The organism is Nostoc sp. CCY 9925 (genome assembly GCF_963920935.1).
In the GTDB taxonomy this organism is placed as follows: domain Bacteria; phylum Cyanobacteriota; class Cyanobacteriia; order Cyanobacteriales; family Nostocaceae; genus Nostoc.
Genome location: NZ_CAWUDO010000054.1, coordinates 40,109 through 58,347, shown reverse-complemented (window position 1 = coordinate 58,347; position 18,239 = coordinate 40,109). Strand labels below are relative to the sequence as shown.

Genomic DNA, 18,239 nt, shown 5'->3' with positions numbered 1-18,239 from the left:
CTCTTGCAGGCTGCGCGATATACTTAAACGTCAAGGCGGAAGCTCTTACAGGGAAGGCGGAAGCTCTTGCAGGCTGCGCGATATACTTAAACGTCAAGGCGGAAGCTCTTACAGGGAAAGCGAAAACTCTTGCAGGGACGACAGAAACTCTTACAGCCTGCGCGATATACTCAAACGTCAAGGCAGAAACTCTTACAGGGCAGACAAAAGCTCTTGCAAGGACAATTGATACACTGCTATATCAAGATTCTTGAGTAATGGGAGGTAATTGCGATCGCTACTCTACTATTTTGAATACCAACCTCAGACAGACGCAGACAGACGTAGATTAACTTGATAATTATCTGTATCTATCTATAGTTTTTCCTATGAATGAAGAAGTCTCTAAGAAGTTGGAGCTAATCAGGGAAACCTTGCGTGAAAACGAAGCCCAAGGGGTGCGCTTGCGCGGTACAGACTGGTTTGCCTGGGCGACAGCTGGTGCTTCTAACACCGTGCTGCTGACTGCGGAAACTGGCGTAGCAGAAGTATTAGTGACTACTGACGAGGCTTGGGTATTGACAGATGAAATTGAAGCGCAGCGTCTTGTTAATGAAGAACTGCCTGCTAATTTTAAGGTATATGTGAACCCTTGGGCTGATTATGCTGTCCGTGAGTCTTTCGTTCGTGATGTAACTGGCGGAGGAAAAACAATTAGCGATGTCTGCGACAACGCGAAGCGCGAACGCCCCATCTCCAATTTAGAAAAGCCATTACCCCCAACTCTACAAATCCATAAACGGGTAATGATGTCAAGCGAGTTAGAACGATATCGCCAAGTCGGGCAAAAAGCTAGCCTTGCAATGACAGAGGTACTCAAAGCCGCCAAGCCAACTTGGACGGAATATCAATTAGCGGGTGCAGGTGCAGAAGCCTTATGGGCCAAAGGGTTGCATCCAGCGCTGACACTGGTAGCAGGCGAAAGGCGTTTACCACTATACCGTCATGCTACAGCTACCGGAGAACAGATTGGACGGCAAGCGATGTTGGTGTTTTGTGCTAGAGGTTACGGTTTGTATGCAAATCTGACTCGGTTTGTTTGTTTTGGTCAGCTTTCAGGTGAACAAGCCGAATTGCATCGCCATGTGCGTGAAATTGAAGCAGTAATTTTGAATTTGTCCCAACCCGGAACCACTCTTGACAAAGCTTATCACGCGCTAGCTCAGACTTACGATCAGCATGGATTTCCCAATGCCATCCGCGAACATCACCAAGGAGGAACCACTGGATATTTAGCGCGAGAAATCGTTGCCAATCCAACTACTACTGATACTTTGACAGAAGGCATTGCTCTTGCTTGGAATCCCAGTTTACCAGGGGCAAAGGTTGAAGATACTTTTGTGATTCTCAAAGATGGAAAGTTGGAAAATCTGACTTTTGATGCAAATTTTCCTAGTGTTGAAGTAGAAGGAAGGTTACGCCCTGTACCTTTGTACAATTAAAAATTATGGATTTTCAACAAATATTTGGTAAACCACCTGAAACTCAAGCCACTGCCCCAGGAAGAGTAAATTTACTAGGCGAACATACAGATTACAACGATGGCTTCGTTATGCCAACGGCGATTCCTCAATCTACGACGCTACAGATGGGTTTTAGTAGCGACCGCCAACATCACTTTTACTCGGAAAATCTCAACGAGCAAGTGACCATTTTAGATATCAACTATACACCGTCTGGATTTGCCAGTTATATTTTTGGCTGTCTTGAGGTTTTGCAAAAATCAGGATACAGCATACCATCGCTTTGTGTGTATGTTACATCATCGGTTCCTATGGGTTCCGGTTTGTCTAGCAGCGCAGCTTTGGAAGTGGCAACGCTGCGGGCAGCACGCCAACTTCTAAATCTTCCCATTGATGATGTTGAAATCGCCCAACTCGCACAGCAAGCAGAAATTCACTATGCTGGCGTGCAATGCGGCATCATGGATCAGATGGCTTCTAGTTTGGCTGATACTGAGCATATCTTGTTTTTAGATACTCGTACTTTAGAACGCCGTGTGATGCCTTTGCCTAACAAAGCCGAGATTTTGGTGATTGATAGCGGTGTACCCCGTACCCTTGCAAGTAGTGGTTATAACCAACGGCGGGCTGAGTGTGAAGAAGCGGCGCGATCGCTAGGAGTTAAGGCACTGCGAGATATTACAGATGTTGACGTAACAGAAAAACTACCCGAACCTCTGCGGCGGCGTGCCCGTCATGTAGTTACAGAAAATAACCGCGTCTTGGAAGTATTGCAGGGAGTATCATCTGTGCGCTTTGGCGAATTAATGAACGCATCACACGCCAGTTTAAGAGACGATTACGAAGTCTCTGTACCTGCATTAGATACTCTAGTAGAACTGTTACAAAAAACTCCGGGAGTGTTTGGTGCAAGACTCACAGGTGCTGGTTTTGGTGGTGCTTGTGTAGCTTTGGTTGCGGCTGGTGAAGCCAGAAGTATTGCAGGCCATATCCTTGAACAATACAACCAAGCAGGTTACAACGGACAAATTTTGGTTCCTTCTCTGGAGTTAAGTGATGCAGCCTAAAGTTGTTTATGGAAACGCAGCCGTTGAAGGTGTAAATCGTTGGGGATGGTTCATGGGTCACTTTATCACCCCTGAAGACGATCCGCGTTCCACTGAAATCTTAGAAGTAAAATGGGCTGTTCACAAAGCAGGTGAGAGCAGAACTGATTGGGCAGTAAATAACCAAGCTGCTACGCTTTCAATTCTCATTGACGGAGAATTTCGGCTGCAATTTGAAGATAGAGAAATTTTATTAACTTGTGAAGGTGATTACGTTCTTTGGTGTGCAGGCGTTCCCCATTGGTGGGTTGCTGAATCCGACTGCACTATTCTGACTGTCAGATGGCCTTCAAAGCCAGGTGATAGTGTTGAATTGCCTGGAGTGTCAAAGAGTTAGTTTGTTAAGTAATTGGACATATAGTAGGGAGCAGGCAATAGGTAATAGGCAATAGGCTTGAAGGTCTGTTTTTCTCTGTGTTTTACGCTCAGTTTATGTCATAAACTATGGTTCAACGACCATAAATAATTTTAATTATTTGTTACAAGGAATTCGTATAAGCAACTAATTTGGAAAATAGTGCGTTACTATCGACAAGCAATAAAAAAATCTCCTAGAGGACTGATATTAATACGCCTCTAGTTATAAGTTGAAGAGGATAACAAAGATGGTTCAAAGTATAGGCGGTATAGCGAAATATTCAGCTACCGACCTAGACCGATTCGCTCAAGAACTGAATCAAGACGGAATTTGTGTCATTCCGAGTCTTTTTGAGCAAAAATTAATTGACGAGTGGGCACAAGCTTTTGAAAAGTTATTTAGAGAGCGTCAAAATCAACCAGGTGGACTTGCTCCCCGTGAAGTTTCCCGCTACTATCTGACATTACCTTGGATTTACCCATTTGCTAATGAATTAGTTTTTGCCAACCCAGTGATTATGGGTGTCCTAAAGCGCGTGTTTTTCCAAGAATACGTAATGGTTCAGTTGGGAGTTGATGTCCCATTTCAGGGTTCGGATTATCAGGAAATCCATCGCGATTTTCGTCCACTGTTTAGCGATCGCATAGTAACGCCACTCTACGCCTTAGCAGTCAACTTCCCCCTTGTGGAAGTAACCGCAGACAACGGCCCGTTTCAAATGGCACGTGGTACTCATGTGTTACCGCGTGAAGAAGGATTAGAAAAGGTTGCCAGTGGTGAAATTCCGATGGAATCTTTTTATATGCAGCCTGGTGACGTGATGGTGCGATCGCCTTTAGCGCTGCATCGGGGTTCCCCAAATCGGACGAATCAGCCAAGACCGATGGTAGTCATGGGCTATGCGATGCATTGGTTACACACGCCAAAGGTAGAATTAACTCTCCAACGAGACTACTATGAAAGCCTACCAGTGCATATACAACAAATGCTGCGGTGTCAGGTAGTTGAACAGTTGCCTCAAGAAAAAGTTGAAACATACGTAAATTTCAAGTACTAGGAGTAGGGGCGCACAGCTGTCATAGGTGTCAACTTAACGTTAAAGCCCAGCCTGATAAGCATTTGAACATTTGTTGATGTACCACCTAGATTTTCGATCCCCCCCTAACCCCCCTTAAAAATGCAGGGCTGTTTCATTTCATTTCAAACACAATTTGTCAAGATGGTCAGCGAGAAAAATTGTAAGTGAGAGTGACGACCAGATGAACTTTTAAGCACTTAAACAACAGTAAAATTGTTCATTTTATCGGCACGTTGGTAACAAAATAATCAATCTTTAATTGCTATAACCCTTGATTTTTCAGGCTATTTAGGGAATGAAACAGCCCTGCTTTTCAAGGGGGGTTAGGGGGGATCAGGGTTTCAAGCTTCAGTGCGTAAGTCCTGTAATTATTGCAACACATCCTTGGGTGAAGACGCGACGCCAGTCGCTACAACGGGGAGGCAGCCGTGTGGGCGGGTTTCCCGACTTGAAGGGACTGCCGAAAATACGCAACGCGCTGGCTCATGAATCGCGTCTCTACAGATGGTCTATTTGTCGCATTCTTTGTTGAAATTGGTATCACCTAATATTTTATACATTAAATATCCTGTAGCCACTGTAAAATACTAACTTTACTTTCTACCAAGCCCTTATATGCTAAAGCTTCTGGCGTCATCGACTCAATTGCAGCATAAAGTTTAGCATTTAATATTGAATGTTTTTTAACTACAGCACAATCTCTAAAGTAAGTACGAATAGTAAACAGTGCGGCTTCACACTCTGGTATTCCCCAAATTACCTGTCGCTCAATTCGCAGATAAAGCCTGGGATCTTGCAAATCAAACTTTCTACCTTGCCATTGGCTAACTGACACACCAGGCGGTGGTTCGGGATGATGGTTGAGGCGGGTATCGGTACTCAAACCCCAAGCAAAGCGCACCATTGGTTTCTGGGTAATCATTGTATTAGCGATCGCCTTCCCTCGCCGATTTATTTTTTCCATACCCGCCACTGGTGCATGGATTTTGGCAAAATCGCCACCAATTTTCTCTTCGGCTGACCAGTGGTTGGGATAGCACAGATGAACTGCACTCAACCAGTTGCTACCATCAGCAGAACGACAAATAATTGCTAGGTCTTCCTGTACCTGTGCTGCTAAAGCATCAAGAGTAGAAGCGTAAGCTGGAACAACTCGGTTACCTTGAACTTGTTGTAACTGCAACTGTGCATCTAAACAGAGTGTTTCTTTGGTGAGTTGGCTATGAAATTTTAGGGTGTTATCTATTGACTTTTGGCAATTAAAATGTTCTGGATGTTCTTGGGTGAGGCGATTAATTATTAAACGAGCGATCGCACTTGCCGCAGCTTTAGAATAATTGCAGGTTTGGTAATACTTGCTCAAGCGTTCCTCACGAGCTAAAAGTTTAGCTTGACGGTACTGGGTAAAATTATCATCAATTTGAAATACCTGCTCATCAACCTGAGTGTTACCCAAACAGCAGCCAAAAGGCATCATCCCTGGCTTAACTTCGTAGCGTCCACTCATCAGGGGAAAGTAGCAAGCCGCATTCTCAGCAGCTTCCACTGTCCTAACTTCTTGGAACAAGTTGTTTAGAGACACAGATTCTATAGATGCTTGTTTTTTATTATTTTCATTTCCAATATAGAAGAGATGGGGAGAATAACTAATAACCAATGACTATTGTACAGACGCCATTCATCGCGTCTCTACCAATGACTATTGTACAGACGCGATTCATCGCGTCTCTACCAATGACCAATGACTAATAATCAATTTCCTTCCAGCCATGCATAACAGCTATACCTTTAGTAACCCATTCAATTACAATTGGCGGAGCTTCTGAGATCAAGATGCTAGGATAAACTCCTGCACCCCATTCGGGATGAATTAACATACGGCATTGATTTTTTATCACTGGATAGTTGAGTAAAGCTTGAACAGCTGCTGTGTCGTCGTGGGGAATTGCTCCGGGATGGGATAATAAAGGATAACCTGTACGAGGGTCGATGAGGTCAGTTAAATAACCGCGGTCGCGCAGATTAAATGCCAAGTCGCAGCCAAATGTCATAAACTTTTCTCGCAAGCGTTCTTTCTCTGTTTCTATTTCGGCGGTCTTTTCCACTAGTTGATAACGCGATTGCTGTAAGACAATCACTACTCGCAAAAATGTCTGCTGTTTCCAATCTGGTAATATCCGTTCGCAGTTGGCACAGATATATTGACTGGGTGGATGAATTGAAATTTGAACCGCTTGTCCCGTTTCGCCAACTAAATTAATGGGATAGCCTTGCTCCGAAGTGTAAACCCTGGGATAGTTCACCAAATTGATTCGGTTTTTGCAAGTTTTTTAATTTAATCTACGGTATCGATGATAACTCTTAATAGTTGCAAAAAATCATCAAATTTCTATAATATATTAGTTTTCTGGAAAGTAGTTGTTAATAATTTGATAATTTTAATCTGATTTTTATGCTTTATTAACCTGTTTAATAGGATTTGCTCTGTTGGCTTTTGAAATATGGTCAATCAAAATTTCAAAAAATACAGCATAATTGATCAATTGAGCAGCAAAACAAAGACCTGGGTAAACGGCTGACCCTCGCAAGTTCGCTAGCGCTAGGCAACAACTAATCAGTTTAAAATAAGTGTATATTTTAGTGTTTCTTTCGTTAACGTCCGATATCGGCAGTCAGCCAACCACACTATAAACTTCTGAAAGTAGAATTTTTGCCAAGTTATTAATAAGGATACTGGCGATGCAGTTTTCTGTAATCAAGATTGCATACTTATATATTTGCCGACGCAAGGATAAATTTTACACTTGCATCATCTTAGTTGCAATTCACTAATACAGAGAACAAATTATGAATTTCCAACGTACTGTGACAATGGGAAGTTTAACATTGGCGATCGCTATTTCTGCCATTAACCCAGTATATGGTTATAAACCTTCTGTCACCCCACCTGTAAACTTAAATTCTCAGTCTTCATCATTCACTATCGCCCAACTCACAGAAGCTAATTCTCCTATTTACGGAACGTGGAAATTACAGCACAGTGTGAGTGGAATAGTTCATGAGAGTATTCTGACTATGCAAGGATATTATGGCAGCATGAAAACCCAGTATTTCGATCCTCAACCACGCAAGACTGTTGCTGTCGAGCAAACTATGAGTCTGAAGTCCTCATCCAAAGGACTGATTTTGTTAGGTTCTAATCCTGTTTATGCTGGCACTACCATTCAACATCCAACTTACAGTGCGGATAATTTTTTATTTCAAATCCGTCCTGATGGTACATTGTTCGTTTTTACTTGTGATTATAATTTGCAGTGTTCGTCTGTAGATTTAGAAGTCATCCGCTAATCAATGCCTAGATTTTGGTGAAATGGAATAACACACCATCAACAATTTAAGGTGCGTTGCCCTGCGCGACAACACACCTACATTAAATTTATATTTCTTCATATACTATCCGCCAATCACACAGAATTCAACTCTGAATTACAGCAGATTTCAAGTTAATGAAGTACACCATTTAGGTCTGGTAGCTAGGCATAGAGCCTATTGTAATTCTGAATTCAGCAATTGTGACTCTCCGAACTTCTGTTCTGCGGGAATCGCTCAGAGTTCTCTGTGAATTCTTCGTTGTTAATTGAGTTTTAAAGAATTGACAGGAACTTCATCCCAAGAATCGACTGTGCGTAATCGCGCTACCCAACCTGCTGCCTTTTGCGTCTCGGTCAAATTATTCTCAAAGGAATGATGACAATCTTTGGCTTGAGATTCGTTACAAGAAGCAATACAGGCATGAATCATCCCAGACGGATCTATTTGCTCATTTACCCAAATAGCCATAAAGTATTCCCTCAAAAACTCTAGTCAAAAAAGCTATTGATCATTTTAAAATACTAAATGTTCTCCGAGTTTTAATGTATATATGTTGTTACTAAAAAAAATATCAATTTAAGGACTAGTTTATGGCGGTAAACTTTGGTAGGCGTGAGTTGATTTATGGTTCAGCAGTTTTTGCTAGCAGCCTAATGCTAAAAGCTTGCAGTAGCAATAACCAAACTACAACACAAAGTAACGCGAGTGGTGGGGAAGGATTTAAAATAGCGATCGCTCTCCCTGGAGTCATCACCGATAAAGCCTGGAATCAATCTGGTTATGAAGGTGTAAATCTGGCGAAACAAAAGCTGGGTGGAGACATTGCCTATGTCGAACAAGTAGTACAAGCAGATCAAACAGAAACTTTAACAGATTTTGCTCGTAAAGGCTACAGTGTAGTATTTGCCCACGGCGGACAATTTGATGCAGCGGTAGAACAAGTTGCTTCACAGTTTCCCAACACATTCTTTGTAGCTGTTAATGGTTCTATCAAAGGTGATAACATTGCCGCTTTACGAATAGACCACCTACAAGGTAGTTATTTGTGTGGCATTATCGGTGCTTCTTTAACTAAATCCAACAAATTAGCTTATATTGCCGGACAGGAATTTGAAGCCACTCAACAAGAATTGCGGGGATTTGAATTAGGAGCAAAATCTGTCAAACCAAATATTCAGATTACTTCTACGTTTACAGGAGATTGGAATGATGTTGCTAAAGGAAAGGAAGCCACTCTAGCTTTAATTTCCACAGGAGTAGACGTAATTTATCAATGGTTAGATAGTGCCTCCGCCGCAGTATTACAAACTGCCAGTGATAAAGGAGTCTATGCCTTTGGTAATACTCAAGACCAGTTGGATGTTGCCCCAAAAGCAGTTTTAACTAGTGCCGTCAAACGATTAGATATAGCCATTGCCTACATAGCAGAACTCGCAAAACAAAAACAACTTAAAGGACAAATATATACAATTGGACTAGAAAAACCAGATATTTTATTTTTAGGAAAATTTGGAGCAACAGTACCAGAAGCACTCAAACAAAAGGCGTTGAATATCAAACAAGAAATTGTAGATAAAAAAATTACTTTTGAAAACTGCAAACAAGGTGGTAAAGATACCCGTTGTGTAAAAAAATAACGACTTTAAATAGTTACTCGCCTGGGCGACTAGAAGTCGCGGCTACACAGACAAAACCCACCTATCCTGTGGGAACGCCAAGGGCGAACGTGGGTTAAAAACCTTTCTTTTTCATTAGTCCACGGAGGTGGACTTTAGTTGTGTAGTAGCGAATTATATTCGCCCAATACTTTTCTTAATTTTATCTTAGTCCGCGGAGGCGGACTTTGCCTGTGTAGCCGCGAATTCTATTCGCCCCGGCTCTATATATTCCTTTTAAAATCGCTGCAAATGACATATTTACGCTTAGAAAAAATCACTAAATTCTTTGGTTCATTTATTGCAAATGATAACATAAATCTGAGTATTGAAGCTGGGACAATCCATGCAATTCTAGGAGAAAATGGAGCAGGTAAGACTACTTTGATGAATATTATTAGTGGTCTTTATCAACCTGATGCTGGTCAAATTTATCTCAAAGAACAACCAGTAAAAATTACTTCGTCTCATGAGGCTATTAAACTGGGTATTGGTATGATTTACCAACACTTCATGCTGATACCACAGTTGACTGTCACAGAAAATATTATTTTGGGAAAAAATAAAAATTGGCGTCTAAATCTACGTCAAAAGCAACAAGAAATTGCTGCATTATCCCAAAGTTACGGATTAGCGATTGACCCTACTGCTAAGGTAGAAAATTTATCGGTAGGGGCACAACAGCGAGTAGAAATTCTCAAAGTCCTCTACCGTCAAGCAAAATTATTGATTCTCGATGAACCAACAGCAGTTTTAACACCGCCGGAAGTAACATCATTAATTAGTATCTTGCGTCAACTTGCATCTGCTGGTAAGACAATTATTTTTATTAGCCACAAATTAGAAGAGGTGATAAATCTCTGCGATACAGTAACAGTATTGCGACAAGGAAAGGTAGTAGCAACTACAACAACTCAAGCAGCAACACCTCAACAATTAGCAGAATTAATGGTGGGACGCGAAGTTGTTTTACAAATAAATAAATCTCCAGTATCACCAGGAAAGATAATATTATCGGTGCAGGATTTACAAGTTGAAGATGAACGAGGTTTGACTGCTGTACGCAATATATCATTTCAACTGCGCGCAGGAGAAATTTTCGGAATTGCTGGCGTCGATGGAAATGGACAACGAGAATTAGCAGATGCAATTGCTCTTTTACGAAGTGCAAAACAGGGGAAAATTGAATTTTTTACAAGGGAAGTAAGCATCGCATATATTCCAGAAGATAGGCAAAAAACAGGTTTAGTATTGCAATTTACTATTGCTCAAAATTTGATTTTGAGGACTTTTAAAACCCTGCCATTTTGCCGCTATTTGTTATTACAAAAAATAGCGATCGCCAATTATGCCAAATCTACCATGCAAGAATTTGATATCCGCGCCACAGCAGAAGATGTGCAAGTAAGTCAGCTATCGGGGGGAAATCAACAAAAAATAGTCTTGGCGCGGGAACTTGCACAAAAACCAGATTTAATTATCGCCATGCAACCAACGCGGGGCTTAGATGTAGGGGCGACACAAGCAGTACATTCTCGATTATTGCAAGAGTGCGATCGCGGCGCAGCAATTTTGTATATTTCTACAGAATTAGAAGAAGTAATGGCCATGAGCGATCGCATTGCCGTAATCTACAGAGGTGAGTTTGTGGATATTTTAGATGCACAAACCACAACCGTAGAACAAATTGGTTTATTGATGGCTGGAGGTAGTGCGGAGTAGGGAAAATGAGGGAGACAAGGAGAATAACTCCTCACTCCTCACTCCTAAGGAAGCATACTCCCAGTCCCTCTTCTTCATGACACTTGACATAGTTAATAAACCCACGTTATAAAATCTTAAGAAAATTAAATCAGTCTGCCTAATCCACTTTATTACCTGAAAACTTTTGTAAACGGTAAACCGGAGCGGAGGAACCAATTCTGGGGCGTATCTTGCAGAAAGTGAGGAGTGAAGAGTTAAAAGTTACTAAATAAATAACTCATAACTCATAATTCATAACTTTTTCCAGAAGGACATCTCTCAGTCCTAGCCCGTCAGCTAACTTCGTCGGCATTGAGAAGAGACTGAACGAGCAGCATTCTTACAAGTAATGCCCTGTTCTCGTCAGTGTCCTTTGGCTGGTAACTTTGCACTTCGTTGTACCTGCCCTCGGCCTTGAGGAGAGGATAATATTACCTTGATTTCTGGCTTTTGAGGCAGGATTATTTACCTTGAGGTAAAGTTCAACCATGTTCCAGAATAAGAAACATCGCATTGCCCTAATTTCTGTTGATGGTGACCCAGCTATTGAAATTGGTCAAGAAGAGGCTGGAGGTCAAAATGTATATGTGCGTCAAGTCGGTTATGCACTAGCAAAGCTTGGTTGGCAAGTGGATATGTTCACTCGTCGTAGCAGTCCCGAACAAGCTGCGATCGTTCAACATAGTTCAAACTGTCGTACTATTCGGTTAAAAGCCGGTCCATCTGAATTTATCGGGCGAGATAACTTATTCGACTATCTACCAGAATTCATCAGAGAATTCCAGCGATTCCAGCAAGACCAAGGGTTCCATTACTCCCTAATTCATACCAACTACTGGTTGTCTTCTTGGGTTGGCATGGAATTGAAAAAGCAGCAACCGCTGATTCAGGTACACACTTACCACTCTTTAGGAGCGGTCAAATACAGAAGTATTGGTGATATTCCTGTAATTGCTGCCCAGCGATTAGCTGTAGAAAAAGCCTGCTTGGAAACTGTAGACTGTGTGGTTGCAACTAGTCCGCAAGAGCAGAAGCATATGCGGGTACTCGTTTCCAGCAAGGGAAATATTGAAATGATTCCTTGCGGCACCGATATCGACAAATTTGGGGAAATTCCGCGGTCTGTGGCGCGGGAGAAATTAGGAATTGCACCAGACGCCAAAATAGTTCTCTATGTTGGACGCTTTGACCGCCGCAAAGGAATAGAAACCTTGGTAAGAGCCGTTGCCAAGTCTAGTTTCAGAGATGAGCCTAACTTCCAGCTAGTGATTGGCGGTGGTAGCCGTCCTGGTCAGAGTGATGGCATCGAACGCGATCGCATTGCCAACATCGTTACTGAACTCGGACTAGAAAATTGTACAACCTTTGCCGGTCGCCTAGATGATACTATCCTTCCCTTCTACTATGCGACTGCTGATGTCTGCGTAGTGCCCAGCCACTATGAACCTTTTGGTTTAGTTGCCATCGAGGCAATGGCGAGTAAAACTCCAGTGGTAGCTAGTAATGTTGGGGGATTGCAATTTACTGTTGTCCCAGAAGTCACAGGATTACTTGCACCGCCAAAAGATGAAGTAGCTTTTGCTGCTGCCATAGACCGCATTATTGCTGATGCAGCTTGGCGAGACCAGTTAGGTGAAGCGGCTCGCCAACGCACAGAAATCGCCTTTAGTTGGTATAGTGTGGCATTTCGACTAACTCACTTATATACTCGTCTGCTAACTCAAACCGCATCCAATAGCCGACCCCGGATTGCAGCTTAACAAGAGGAGAATTCAGAATTCTGAATGAGAGTAGGCTGTGTGCCTAGCTAACAGACCTAGATGTTGTACTTCAAGGTTCTTGAAATCTGCTGTAACTGGAGTTAATTAGGGAGTTAAAACCATGATAAATATTGGAGATTATGCTTTGCATCAAAAAACAGGGCAGATTGGTCAAGTTTTAGGTTATGGACATCAGTTAATGGATGGAGTCTACATAACTACCCTCAAAGTTAGAATGACTAAGCGTCAAGGAACTCGCCGTCAAAGCACATTTGTGGAAGATGCTTACTCTACTTGGACGGTGACACAGGCAACATAAAAAATACCTAATTACTTTTTGTGGGGTGGGTGTCTGGCGTGCCCATAACTAAAGGCGCACAAAATGTCCATCCTACAAAAGGCAGACAAATCAACTGATTAAAAAATCTCACTCGCTCGTAATGATAGCGATCGCACCTCTTAAAATTAATTAGCATAGCTAATTACTGCTGGAGGTATTCAAATATGAGGCCGCTAAAGTCCGCCGAAGAAATACCTGGTACTTATGGCTTGCCCTTCTTGGGCGAGACTTTGGAAATCTTCCGCGATTTAGAACTCTATATATGGCGACGATTTCATCAGTATGGTTCAGTTTTTAAGACCAGGGTGCTGGGACGTAAACGTGCTTATTTGATTGGTCCTGATGCTAATCGCCTGGTGCTGGTAGAACAAGCAGAAAATATGTCATCGCGGCTCGGCTGGTATTTCCTGGAACCCACATTTGGCAACAATATTTTATTACAAGACGGGGAAGAACATCGGCTTACTCGTCGCTTAATGTATCCAGCATTTCACGGAAAAGCGATCGCTACATATTTCGACACAATTCAAAAGATAGTAGAAGACTTCCTTAAAAATTGGGGAGAACGAGGAACAATTTCTTTAAATTCTAGTTTCCGTCAGTTAACTCTAAGAGTTGCTACTCGCCTGTTTTTGGGAAGTCAAAACGAAAGCGAAGTAGAGCAAACTAGTCGTTGGTTTACACAATTAATCGATAGTAGTTTGGCAATAGTCAAATGGAATGTTCCTTTTACTTTATATGGTCGTGGTCAAAATGCCAGAAGTAAATTAGTAGCTTTTTTGAATCAAGCGATGCAAGAGCGTATCGAAGATGGTAATTTAGAAGAATCAAAAGATGTTTTGGGATTACTGCTAGCAGCTGTTGATGAAGACGGCAATAAATTGAGCCAAGCACAGGTAATCAACGAAGCATTATTACTGCTGTTTGCTGGACATGAAACCACAGCTTCTTTGCTGAGTTGGGTAATATTTGAATTAGGTCATCGCCCAGAATGGCGAGAGCGATTACGTAAAGAACAGTTAGCAGTTGTGGGAAATAATCCCCTAACTCTGTCTCACCTCAAACAATTTCCAGAGTTAACCAACGTCCTCAAAGAAACAGAACGCCTTTATCCCCCAGTGTATGCCTATAATCGTGGCGTCCTCAAAGATATTGAATATGCAGGCTATCGCATTCCCGCTGGTTGGTTTGTGACAATTTCCCCAATGCTGACTCACCGTCTACCAGAACTTTACACCGATCCCGATCGCTTCGACCCCGACCGCTTTGCACCACCTCGTGAAGAAGATAAAAAACATCCTTTTGGACTAATCGGTTTTGGTGGTGGTTCCCATAGTTGCTTAGGCATGGAATTTGCCCAAATGGAAATGAAAATCGTGCTTTCTACACTGCTTCGCCATTACGATTGGACAGTAAAACCAGATTATTCTGAAATTACTCCATATTGTAAAGCTTCTAAAGTTAAGGACACTCTAGAAGCATATATTACAGTAATTTGATTGGAAGTTTATTGTCTAGCTGCTGCTATCAAATGCTGATGTACTAAATACTCAAATTGATAAAGATAGGCAGCGATAATTACTTGAATGAAGATTGAGATTGTCGGCAGATGTGGTACTTCATTCTTAAATAAAGTTAATAAATTAAATAAATCAGGAGATGGTAAGAAAAGCCCTAAAATACCAAATGCTATTACCGTTGAGAGAATATTCACCGACCAACCATATAGTCCTTCCCACCAACTGAGCAAACTGGGAAAAATTCCTGGGGCTGATTCTGTTTCCGTTACTCGACTTTCTGGGAAGAAGCGATCTAAAAACCCATGTAGCCAATGGTGAACAAATGCCACCACTATGATGGGACACAGTTGGGCTATCAAAGTAAATAAATAGATTAACTTGACAAAAATAAACTTGGGTAGCAAATTAATCAGCATAAAAAGAATCATTCCCAGATAGGCGATCGCGTGTTGTAAACCAATTATTAGTAGAATGAGAGCGATCGCATTCACCCAAAACCGGGGAGTAGGAATCCAAGAAGGCCAATTTTGCATAAATTTTTTTAGAATGTTTGAAAAGCTGTAATCCTAGCTGAATTTAATGATTTTGATGAAGTTTTGTCAGGAAACTTGCACCATCACCACAAAATCTGGAATCAGAAACACTTATAGAGACAACACTCCTGAAAATAACTTCATAATCTACAGATAGCAAAATTAAAAGGCAAATATGACTGCCCTGATCCTTACTTTATATCCTGCCATTGAATTAACAGATGAGCAATTCTTCCAACTGTGTCAGAATAATCGAGATTTGCGACTTGAGCGCACGGCAGAGGGAGAATTAATTATCATGCCGCCAACTGGATGGGAAAGCGGAAATCGAAATAGTAGACTGACACAGCGCTTAGGTAATTGGACTGATGCTGATGGTACGGGGCTGGCTTTTGACTCTTCAACGGGTTTCAAACTTCCTAATGGTGCAAATCGGTCTCCTGATGCGTCTTGGGTGAGTCGCCAGCGATTAGAAGCCTTAAATCCAGACCCCGACAGATTCCTACCAATGGCTCCTGATTTTGCTGTGGAATTACGCTCTGCTTCAGACAGCTTAAAAAGCGTACAAGAAAAGATGCGAGAATATATTAACAATGGCGTGCGTTTGGGTTGGCTAATCGATCCCCAAAACCAAAGAGTAGAAATTTACCGCCCAGGACAGGATGTTGAGATTCTGCGTTCGCCTAGTAGTTTATCAGGAGAGGATGTCCTACCTGGCTTTGTGTTGGATTTAGCACAGATTTTGAATTAAATACCGTATTCTTTTACGTCAAAATCGCCCCACCCATCAACCGCTCATACCGATATTTCAACTCTTCTTTCATCAAATACCAACGCTCTAAAGTAACATCCATCTCTATGATTTTCTCGGCTGCTTGGCGTGCTAAAAGTAAAACTTCTTCATCTTCAAGCAAACTTGCTAAGGTAAAATCTGGCACTCCAGATTGACGAGTTCCCAATACTTGCCCCGGGCCACGAAAACGCATATCCATTTCCGAAATGAAAAAGCCATCCTGAGACTGTTCCAACACCTTCAGTCTTTGTTGAGCATCAGGACTCCTAGAACTACTCATTAACAAACAGTAGGACTGAGCCGCGCCACGACCAACACGCCCCCGTAATTGGTGCAGTTGCGATAACCCAAATCGCTCTGCATGTTCAATGAGCATAACTGTAGCATTAGGTACATCTACACCTACCTCAACAACAGTAGTCGAAACTAAAATTTGTGTTTGGTTGTCACGAAATTTAGTAATCGCTTCGTCCTTTTCGGCTGAACTCATGCGACCATGCAGCAGCCCCACCTGAAAATCTGGAAAGACACTCTCCTGTAACTTTTGATGCTCATCCACAGCCGATCGCAAATCTAATTTTTCTGACTCTTCCACCAAGGGTAAAACTACATAAACTTGTCTTCCTTGGGCAACTTCTCGACGCATCAGGTCGTAGGCATGGTTGCGTTGCTGACCTGATAGCACTGTTGTTTGAATCTTTTGCCGTCCTGGTGGTAACTCATCAATTTGGCTAACATCTAAATCCCCGTGTATCGTTAGTGCTAAAGTTCGGGGAATCGGAGTAGCTGTCATAGTTAACACATGGGGTTGCTGACCTTTTTGCTGTAAACGCGCCCGTTGTTCTACCCCAAAGCGATGCTGTTCATCAATCACTACTAACCCTAATCTCTGGAAATTTACAGGGTCTTGAATCAAGGCATGAGTTCCTACTAACAGCGGTAATTCACCTGTTTCTAACTGAGAATGTATTTGTCTGCGTTTCGCAGTTTTAGTGGAACCAGTCAGTAATTCCACTGGTAAATGCAGCAAGTTAAACCAACTAACTAACTTGCGATAATGCTGTTCTGCCAAAACTTCTGTAGGAGCCATCAACGCGGCTTGGTAGCCAGATTGAATTGCTGCGAGGATAGCTAGCACAGCAACAACAGTTTTACCCGAACCGACATCGCCCTGTACCAAACGATTCATTGGTGCAGGTTTTTGCAAGTCGTTGAGGATATCGTTGATGACTCGTTGCTGTGCGCTAGTGAGTTTAAAAGGCAGTATTTCGTAGAATTTTTCTATAAGTTGACCGCGTGGCGCGAGGATAGCGCTGGTTTGAATTGCCCTTGCTTGTTGTTGACGTTGCAGTAAACCGAGTTGCAGGTAGAAAAATTCGTCAAAGACTAGGCGACGACGGGCGACTTGCAGAGTTTCGCCGTCTTTGGGAAAGTGGATATTAGCGATCGCATCTTTCAATTCCATCAAAGTATACTTCTGCCGCAAACCACTTGGCAGAGGATCTTTGAGTTGAGCCGCAGCGGGCAAAGCAGCAATTACCGCTTGTCGCACTGAATTCGCCACCACTCCTTCGGTCAATGCATAAATTGGCACCACGCGTCCAATATTCAGCGACTCAATCGGATCTCCTGGATTTGCCAAAACCTCTAGTTCTGGATTATCCAGCGTCAAGCCGTATTTACTTTCTTTCACCAACCCACACGCCGCTACAATACTACCTACGGCATAGCGGCGTTTTAAACTTTCTTGCCAACCGCGACTACTAAAGCGCGTACCTGCGTAAAAACGCCCAATTTTGATTTGACCGCTATTATCTTTGACTAGCAGTTCTAAAATTGATAATTTCTGATTCTTGGGGCTAGTAAAGCAGTTGCAGCGCTTCACCGTCGCCACTATTGTCACTGTCTCACCGGCTTGTAACTCACGGATATTCACCTGACGCGCATAATCAATGTGGTCGCGGGGATAATAAAAAAGCAAATCGCGGACAGTGTATAAACCAAGACGCGCTAAGTTATCAGCTCTTTTAAACCCTATTTCCGGTAAATCACTCAGTTTTTGCTCAATTTTCGGAGCAAGCCTCCGACTCACTTCAGCAACAATTGGAGTTGCTAGATTTTGAGTTTTGGATTGATAAATTCTCCCTTGCTCCCCTGCTCCCCTGCTCCCCTCCTCCCCCTCTTCCTCCTGCTGTAGCTGGTAAAGATACCTACGAGTTTCTGCTACTAAGTTTTGTCTTTCTTCCAGTGCTAAATGTGGATAACTAGCAAATTGCACCGCTAGTCCTTGCCAACGACGGCGTTCAGTTTGAGGTAAGCCTGCGGGAAATTTTCCCAAAGTCAGGCTCAGAAATTCACTGAAACGGTATTGTCTGCCCACCAAATCTGAGAAGCCATGTTCGGCTTCTACCGCCAAGGCTTTATGCAATCGTATCCAATCTGGTTTTTCATTACTCATTAGTTATTAGTCATTAGTCAT

General features: G+C 42.4%; 18 protein-coding genes and 1 riboswitch. Of the genes, 12 read left to right on the top strand and 6 right to left on the bottom strand.

Annotated elements, in window-relative coordinates:
- From ACM0OY_RS24185 to ACM0OY_RS24165, 5 genes are all read left to right on the top strand, one after another.
- A partial coding sequence (locus tag ACM0OY_RS24185; RefSeq protein WP_414571369.1) for a hypothetical protein occupies positions 1-254 on the top strand: 254 nt, incomplete at its 5' end.
- A gap of 114 nt (positions 255-368) precedes the next feature.
- Positions 369-1,481, top strand: coding sequence for a M24 family metallopeptidase (locus tag ACM0OY_RS24180; protein ID WP_414571368.1), 1,113 nt, complete (start codon positions 369-371; stop codon positions 1,479-1,481).
- Positions 1,482-1,486: 5 nt separating this feature from the next.
- Positions 1,487-2,569, top strand: coding sequence for a galactokinase (galK, locus tag ACM0OY_RS24175; RefSeq protein ID WP_414571367.1), 1,083 nt, complete (start codon positions 1,487-1,489; stop codon positions 2,567-2,569).
- On the top strand, positions 2,559-2,945 hold the full coding sequence (locus ACM0OY_RS24170; protein WP_414571366.1) for a signal peptidase I: 387 nt from the start codon (positions 2,559-2,561) through the stop codon (positions 2,943-2,945). Before galK ends, ACM0OY_RS24170 begins: the two co-directional genes overlap by 11 nt.
- A 268-nt stretch (positions 2,946-3,213) precedes the next feature.
- Positions 3,214-4,023, top strand: coding sequence for a phytanoyl-CoA dioxygenase family protein (locus ACM0OY_RS24165; protein WP_414571365.1), 810 nt, complete (start codon positions 3,214-3,216; stop codon positions 4,021-4,023).
- Positions 4,024-4,603: 580 nt separating this feature from the next.
- Here ACM0OY_RS24165 and ACM0OY_RS24160 read toward each other — a convergent pair.
- Positions 4,604-5,551 (bottom strand): heme-dependent oxidative N-demethylase family protein, encoded by a 948-nt coding sequence (locus tag ACM0OY_RS24160; protein ID WP_414571374.1) that lies wholly within the window; start codon positions 5,549-5,551, stop codon positions 4,604-4,606.
- A gap of 238 nt (positions 5,552-5,789) precedes the next feature.
- Positions 5,790-6,350: a methylmalonic aciduria and homocystinuria type D protein gene (locus tag ACM0OY_RS24155; protein ID WP_414571364.1), complete on the bottom strand. Its 561-nt coding sequence runs from the start codon at positions 6,348-6,350 to the stop codon at positions 5,790-5,792.
- A gap of 541 nt (positions 6,351-6,891) precedes the next feature.
- Between ACM0OY_RS24155 and ACM0OY_RS24150 the strand changes: the two genes are divergently transcribed.
- Entirely contained in the window at positions 6,892-7,392 is a 501-nt protein-coding gene (locus ACM0OY_RS24150; RefSeq protein ID WP_414571363.1) for a hypothetical protein, read from the top strand.
- A 285-nt stretch (positions 7,393-7,677) separates the two neighbouring features.
- On the opposite strand, the gene ACM0OY_RS24145 is transcribed toward ACM0OY_RS24150, so the two are convergent.
- Entirely contained in the window at positions 7,678-7,884 is a 207-nt protein-coding gene (locus ACM0OY_RS24145; protein ID WP_414571362.1) for a glycogen debranching protein, read from the bottom strand.
- 122 nt (positions 7,885-8,006) lie between these two features.
- Between ACM0OY_RS24145 and ACM0OY_RS24140 the strand changes: the two genes are divergently transcribed.
- The 4 genes from ACM0OY_RS24140 to ACM0OY_RS24125 all read left to right on the top strand — a co-directional run bounded on the left by ACM0OY_RS24140 (position 8,007) and on the right by ACM0OY_RS24125 (position 12,893).
- Positions 8,007-9,053 carry a BMP family protein gene (locus tag ACM0OY_RS24140; protein ID WP_414571361.1) on the top strand — a complete coding sequence of 349 codons (1,047 nt, stop codon included), beginning with the start codon at positions 8,007-8,009 and terminating at the stop codon, positions 9,051-9,053.
- A 270-nt stretch (positions 9,054-9,323) separates the two neighbouring features.
- Positions 9,324-10,793 (top strand): ABC transporter ATP-binding protein, encoded by a 1,470-nt coding sequence (locus tag ACM0OY_RS24135; protein ID WP_414571360.1) that lies wholly within the window; start codon positions 9,324-9,326, stop codon positions 10,791-10,793.
- Positions 10,794-10,919: 126 nt separating this feature from the next.
- Positions 10,920-11,141, top strand: a riboswitch (cyclic di-AMP (ydaO/yuaA leader).
- A gap of 161 nt (positions 11,142-11,302) precedes the next feature.
- Positions 11,303-12,574 carry a glycosyltransferase gene (locus ACM0OY_RS24130; protein WP_414571359.1) on the top strand — a complete coding sequence of 424 codons (1,272 nt, stop codon included), beginning with the start codon at positions 11,303-11,305 and terminating at the stop codon, positions 12,572-12,574.
- Positions 12,575-12,695: 121 nt separating this feature from the next.
- Positions 12,696-12,893 carry a hypothetical protein gene (locus ACM0OY_RS24125; RefSeq protein ID WP_414571358.1) on the top strand — a complete coding sequence of 66 codons (198 nt, stop codon included), beginning with the start codon at positions 12,696-12,698 and terminating at the stop codon, positions 12,891-12,893.
- Between the two features lie 7 nt (positions 12,894-12,900).
- Here ACM0OY_RS24125 and ACM0OY_RS24120 read toward each other — a convergent pair whose 3' ends face one another.
- Positions 12,901-13,050 (bottom strand): hypothetical protein, encoded by a 150-nt coding sequence (locus ACM0OY_RS24120; protein WP_414571357.1) that lies wholly within the window; start codon positions 13,048-13,050, stop codon positions 12,901-12,903.
- 28 nt (positions 13,051-13,078) lie between these two features.
- Here ACM0OY_RS24120 and ACM0OY_RS24115 point away from each other — a divergent pair, with 28 nt between their 5' ends.
- Complete coding sequence (locus ACM0OY_RS24115) at positions 13,079-14,413, top strand: cytochrome P450 (protein ID WP_414571356.1); 1,335 nt, start codon at positions 13,079-13,081, stop codon at positions 14,411-14,413.
- Between the two features lie 8 nt (positions 14,414-14,421).
- On the opposite strand, the gene ACM0OY_RS24110 is transcribed toward ACM0OY_RS24115, so the two are convergent.
- The gene (locus ACM0OY_RS24110; RefSeq protein ID WP_414571355.1) at positions 14,422-14,967 is read right to left on the bottom strand and encodes a hypothetical protein; all 546 of its coding nucleotides are present in this window, start codon (positions 14,965-14,967) and stop codon (positions 14,422-14,424) included.
- 175 nt (positions 14,968-15,142) lie between these two features.
- Between ACM0OY_RS24110 and ACM0OY_RS24105 the strand changes: the two genes are divergently transcribed.
- Positions 15,143-15,718, top strand: a complete 576-nt coding sequence (locus ACM0OY_RS24105; RefSeq protein ID WP_414571354.1) for a Uma2 family endonuclease — start codon at positions 15,143-15,145, stop codon at positions 15,716-15,718.
- A 13-nt stretch (positions 15,719-15,731) separates the two neighbouring features.
- On the opposite strand, the gene recG is transcribed toward ACM0OY_RS24105, so the two are convergent.
- Positions 15,732-18,218, bottom strand: a complete 2,487-nt coding sequence (gene recG, locus ACM0OY_RS24100) for an ATP-dependent DNA helicase RecG (RefSeq protein WP_414571353.1) — start codon at positions 18,216-18,218, stop codon at positions 15,732-15,734.
- Between the last annotated feature and the right edge of the window lie 21 nt (positions 18,219-18,239).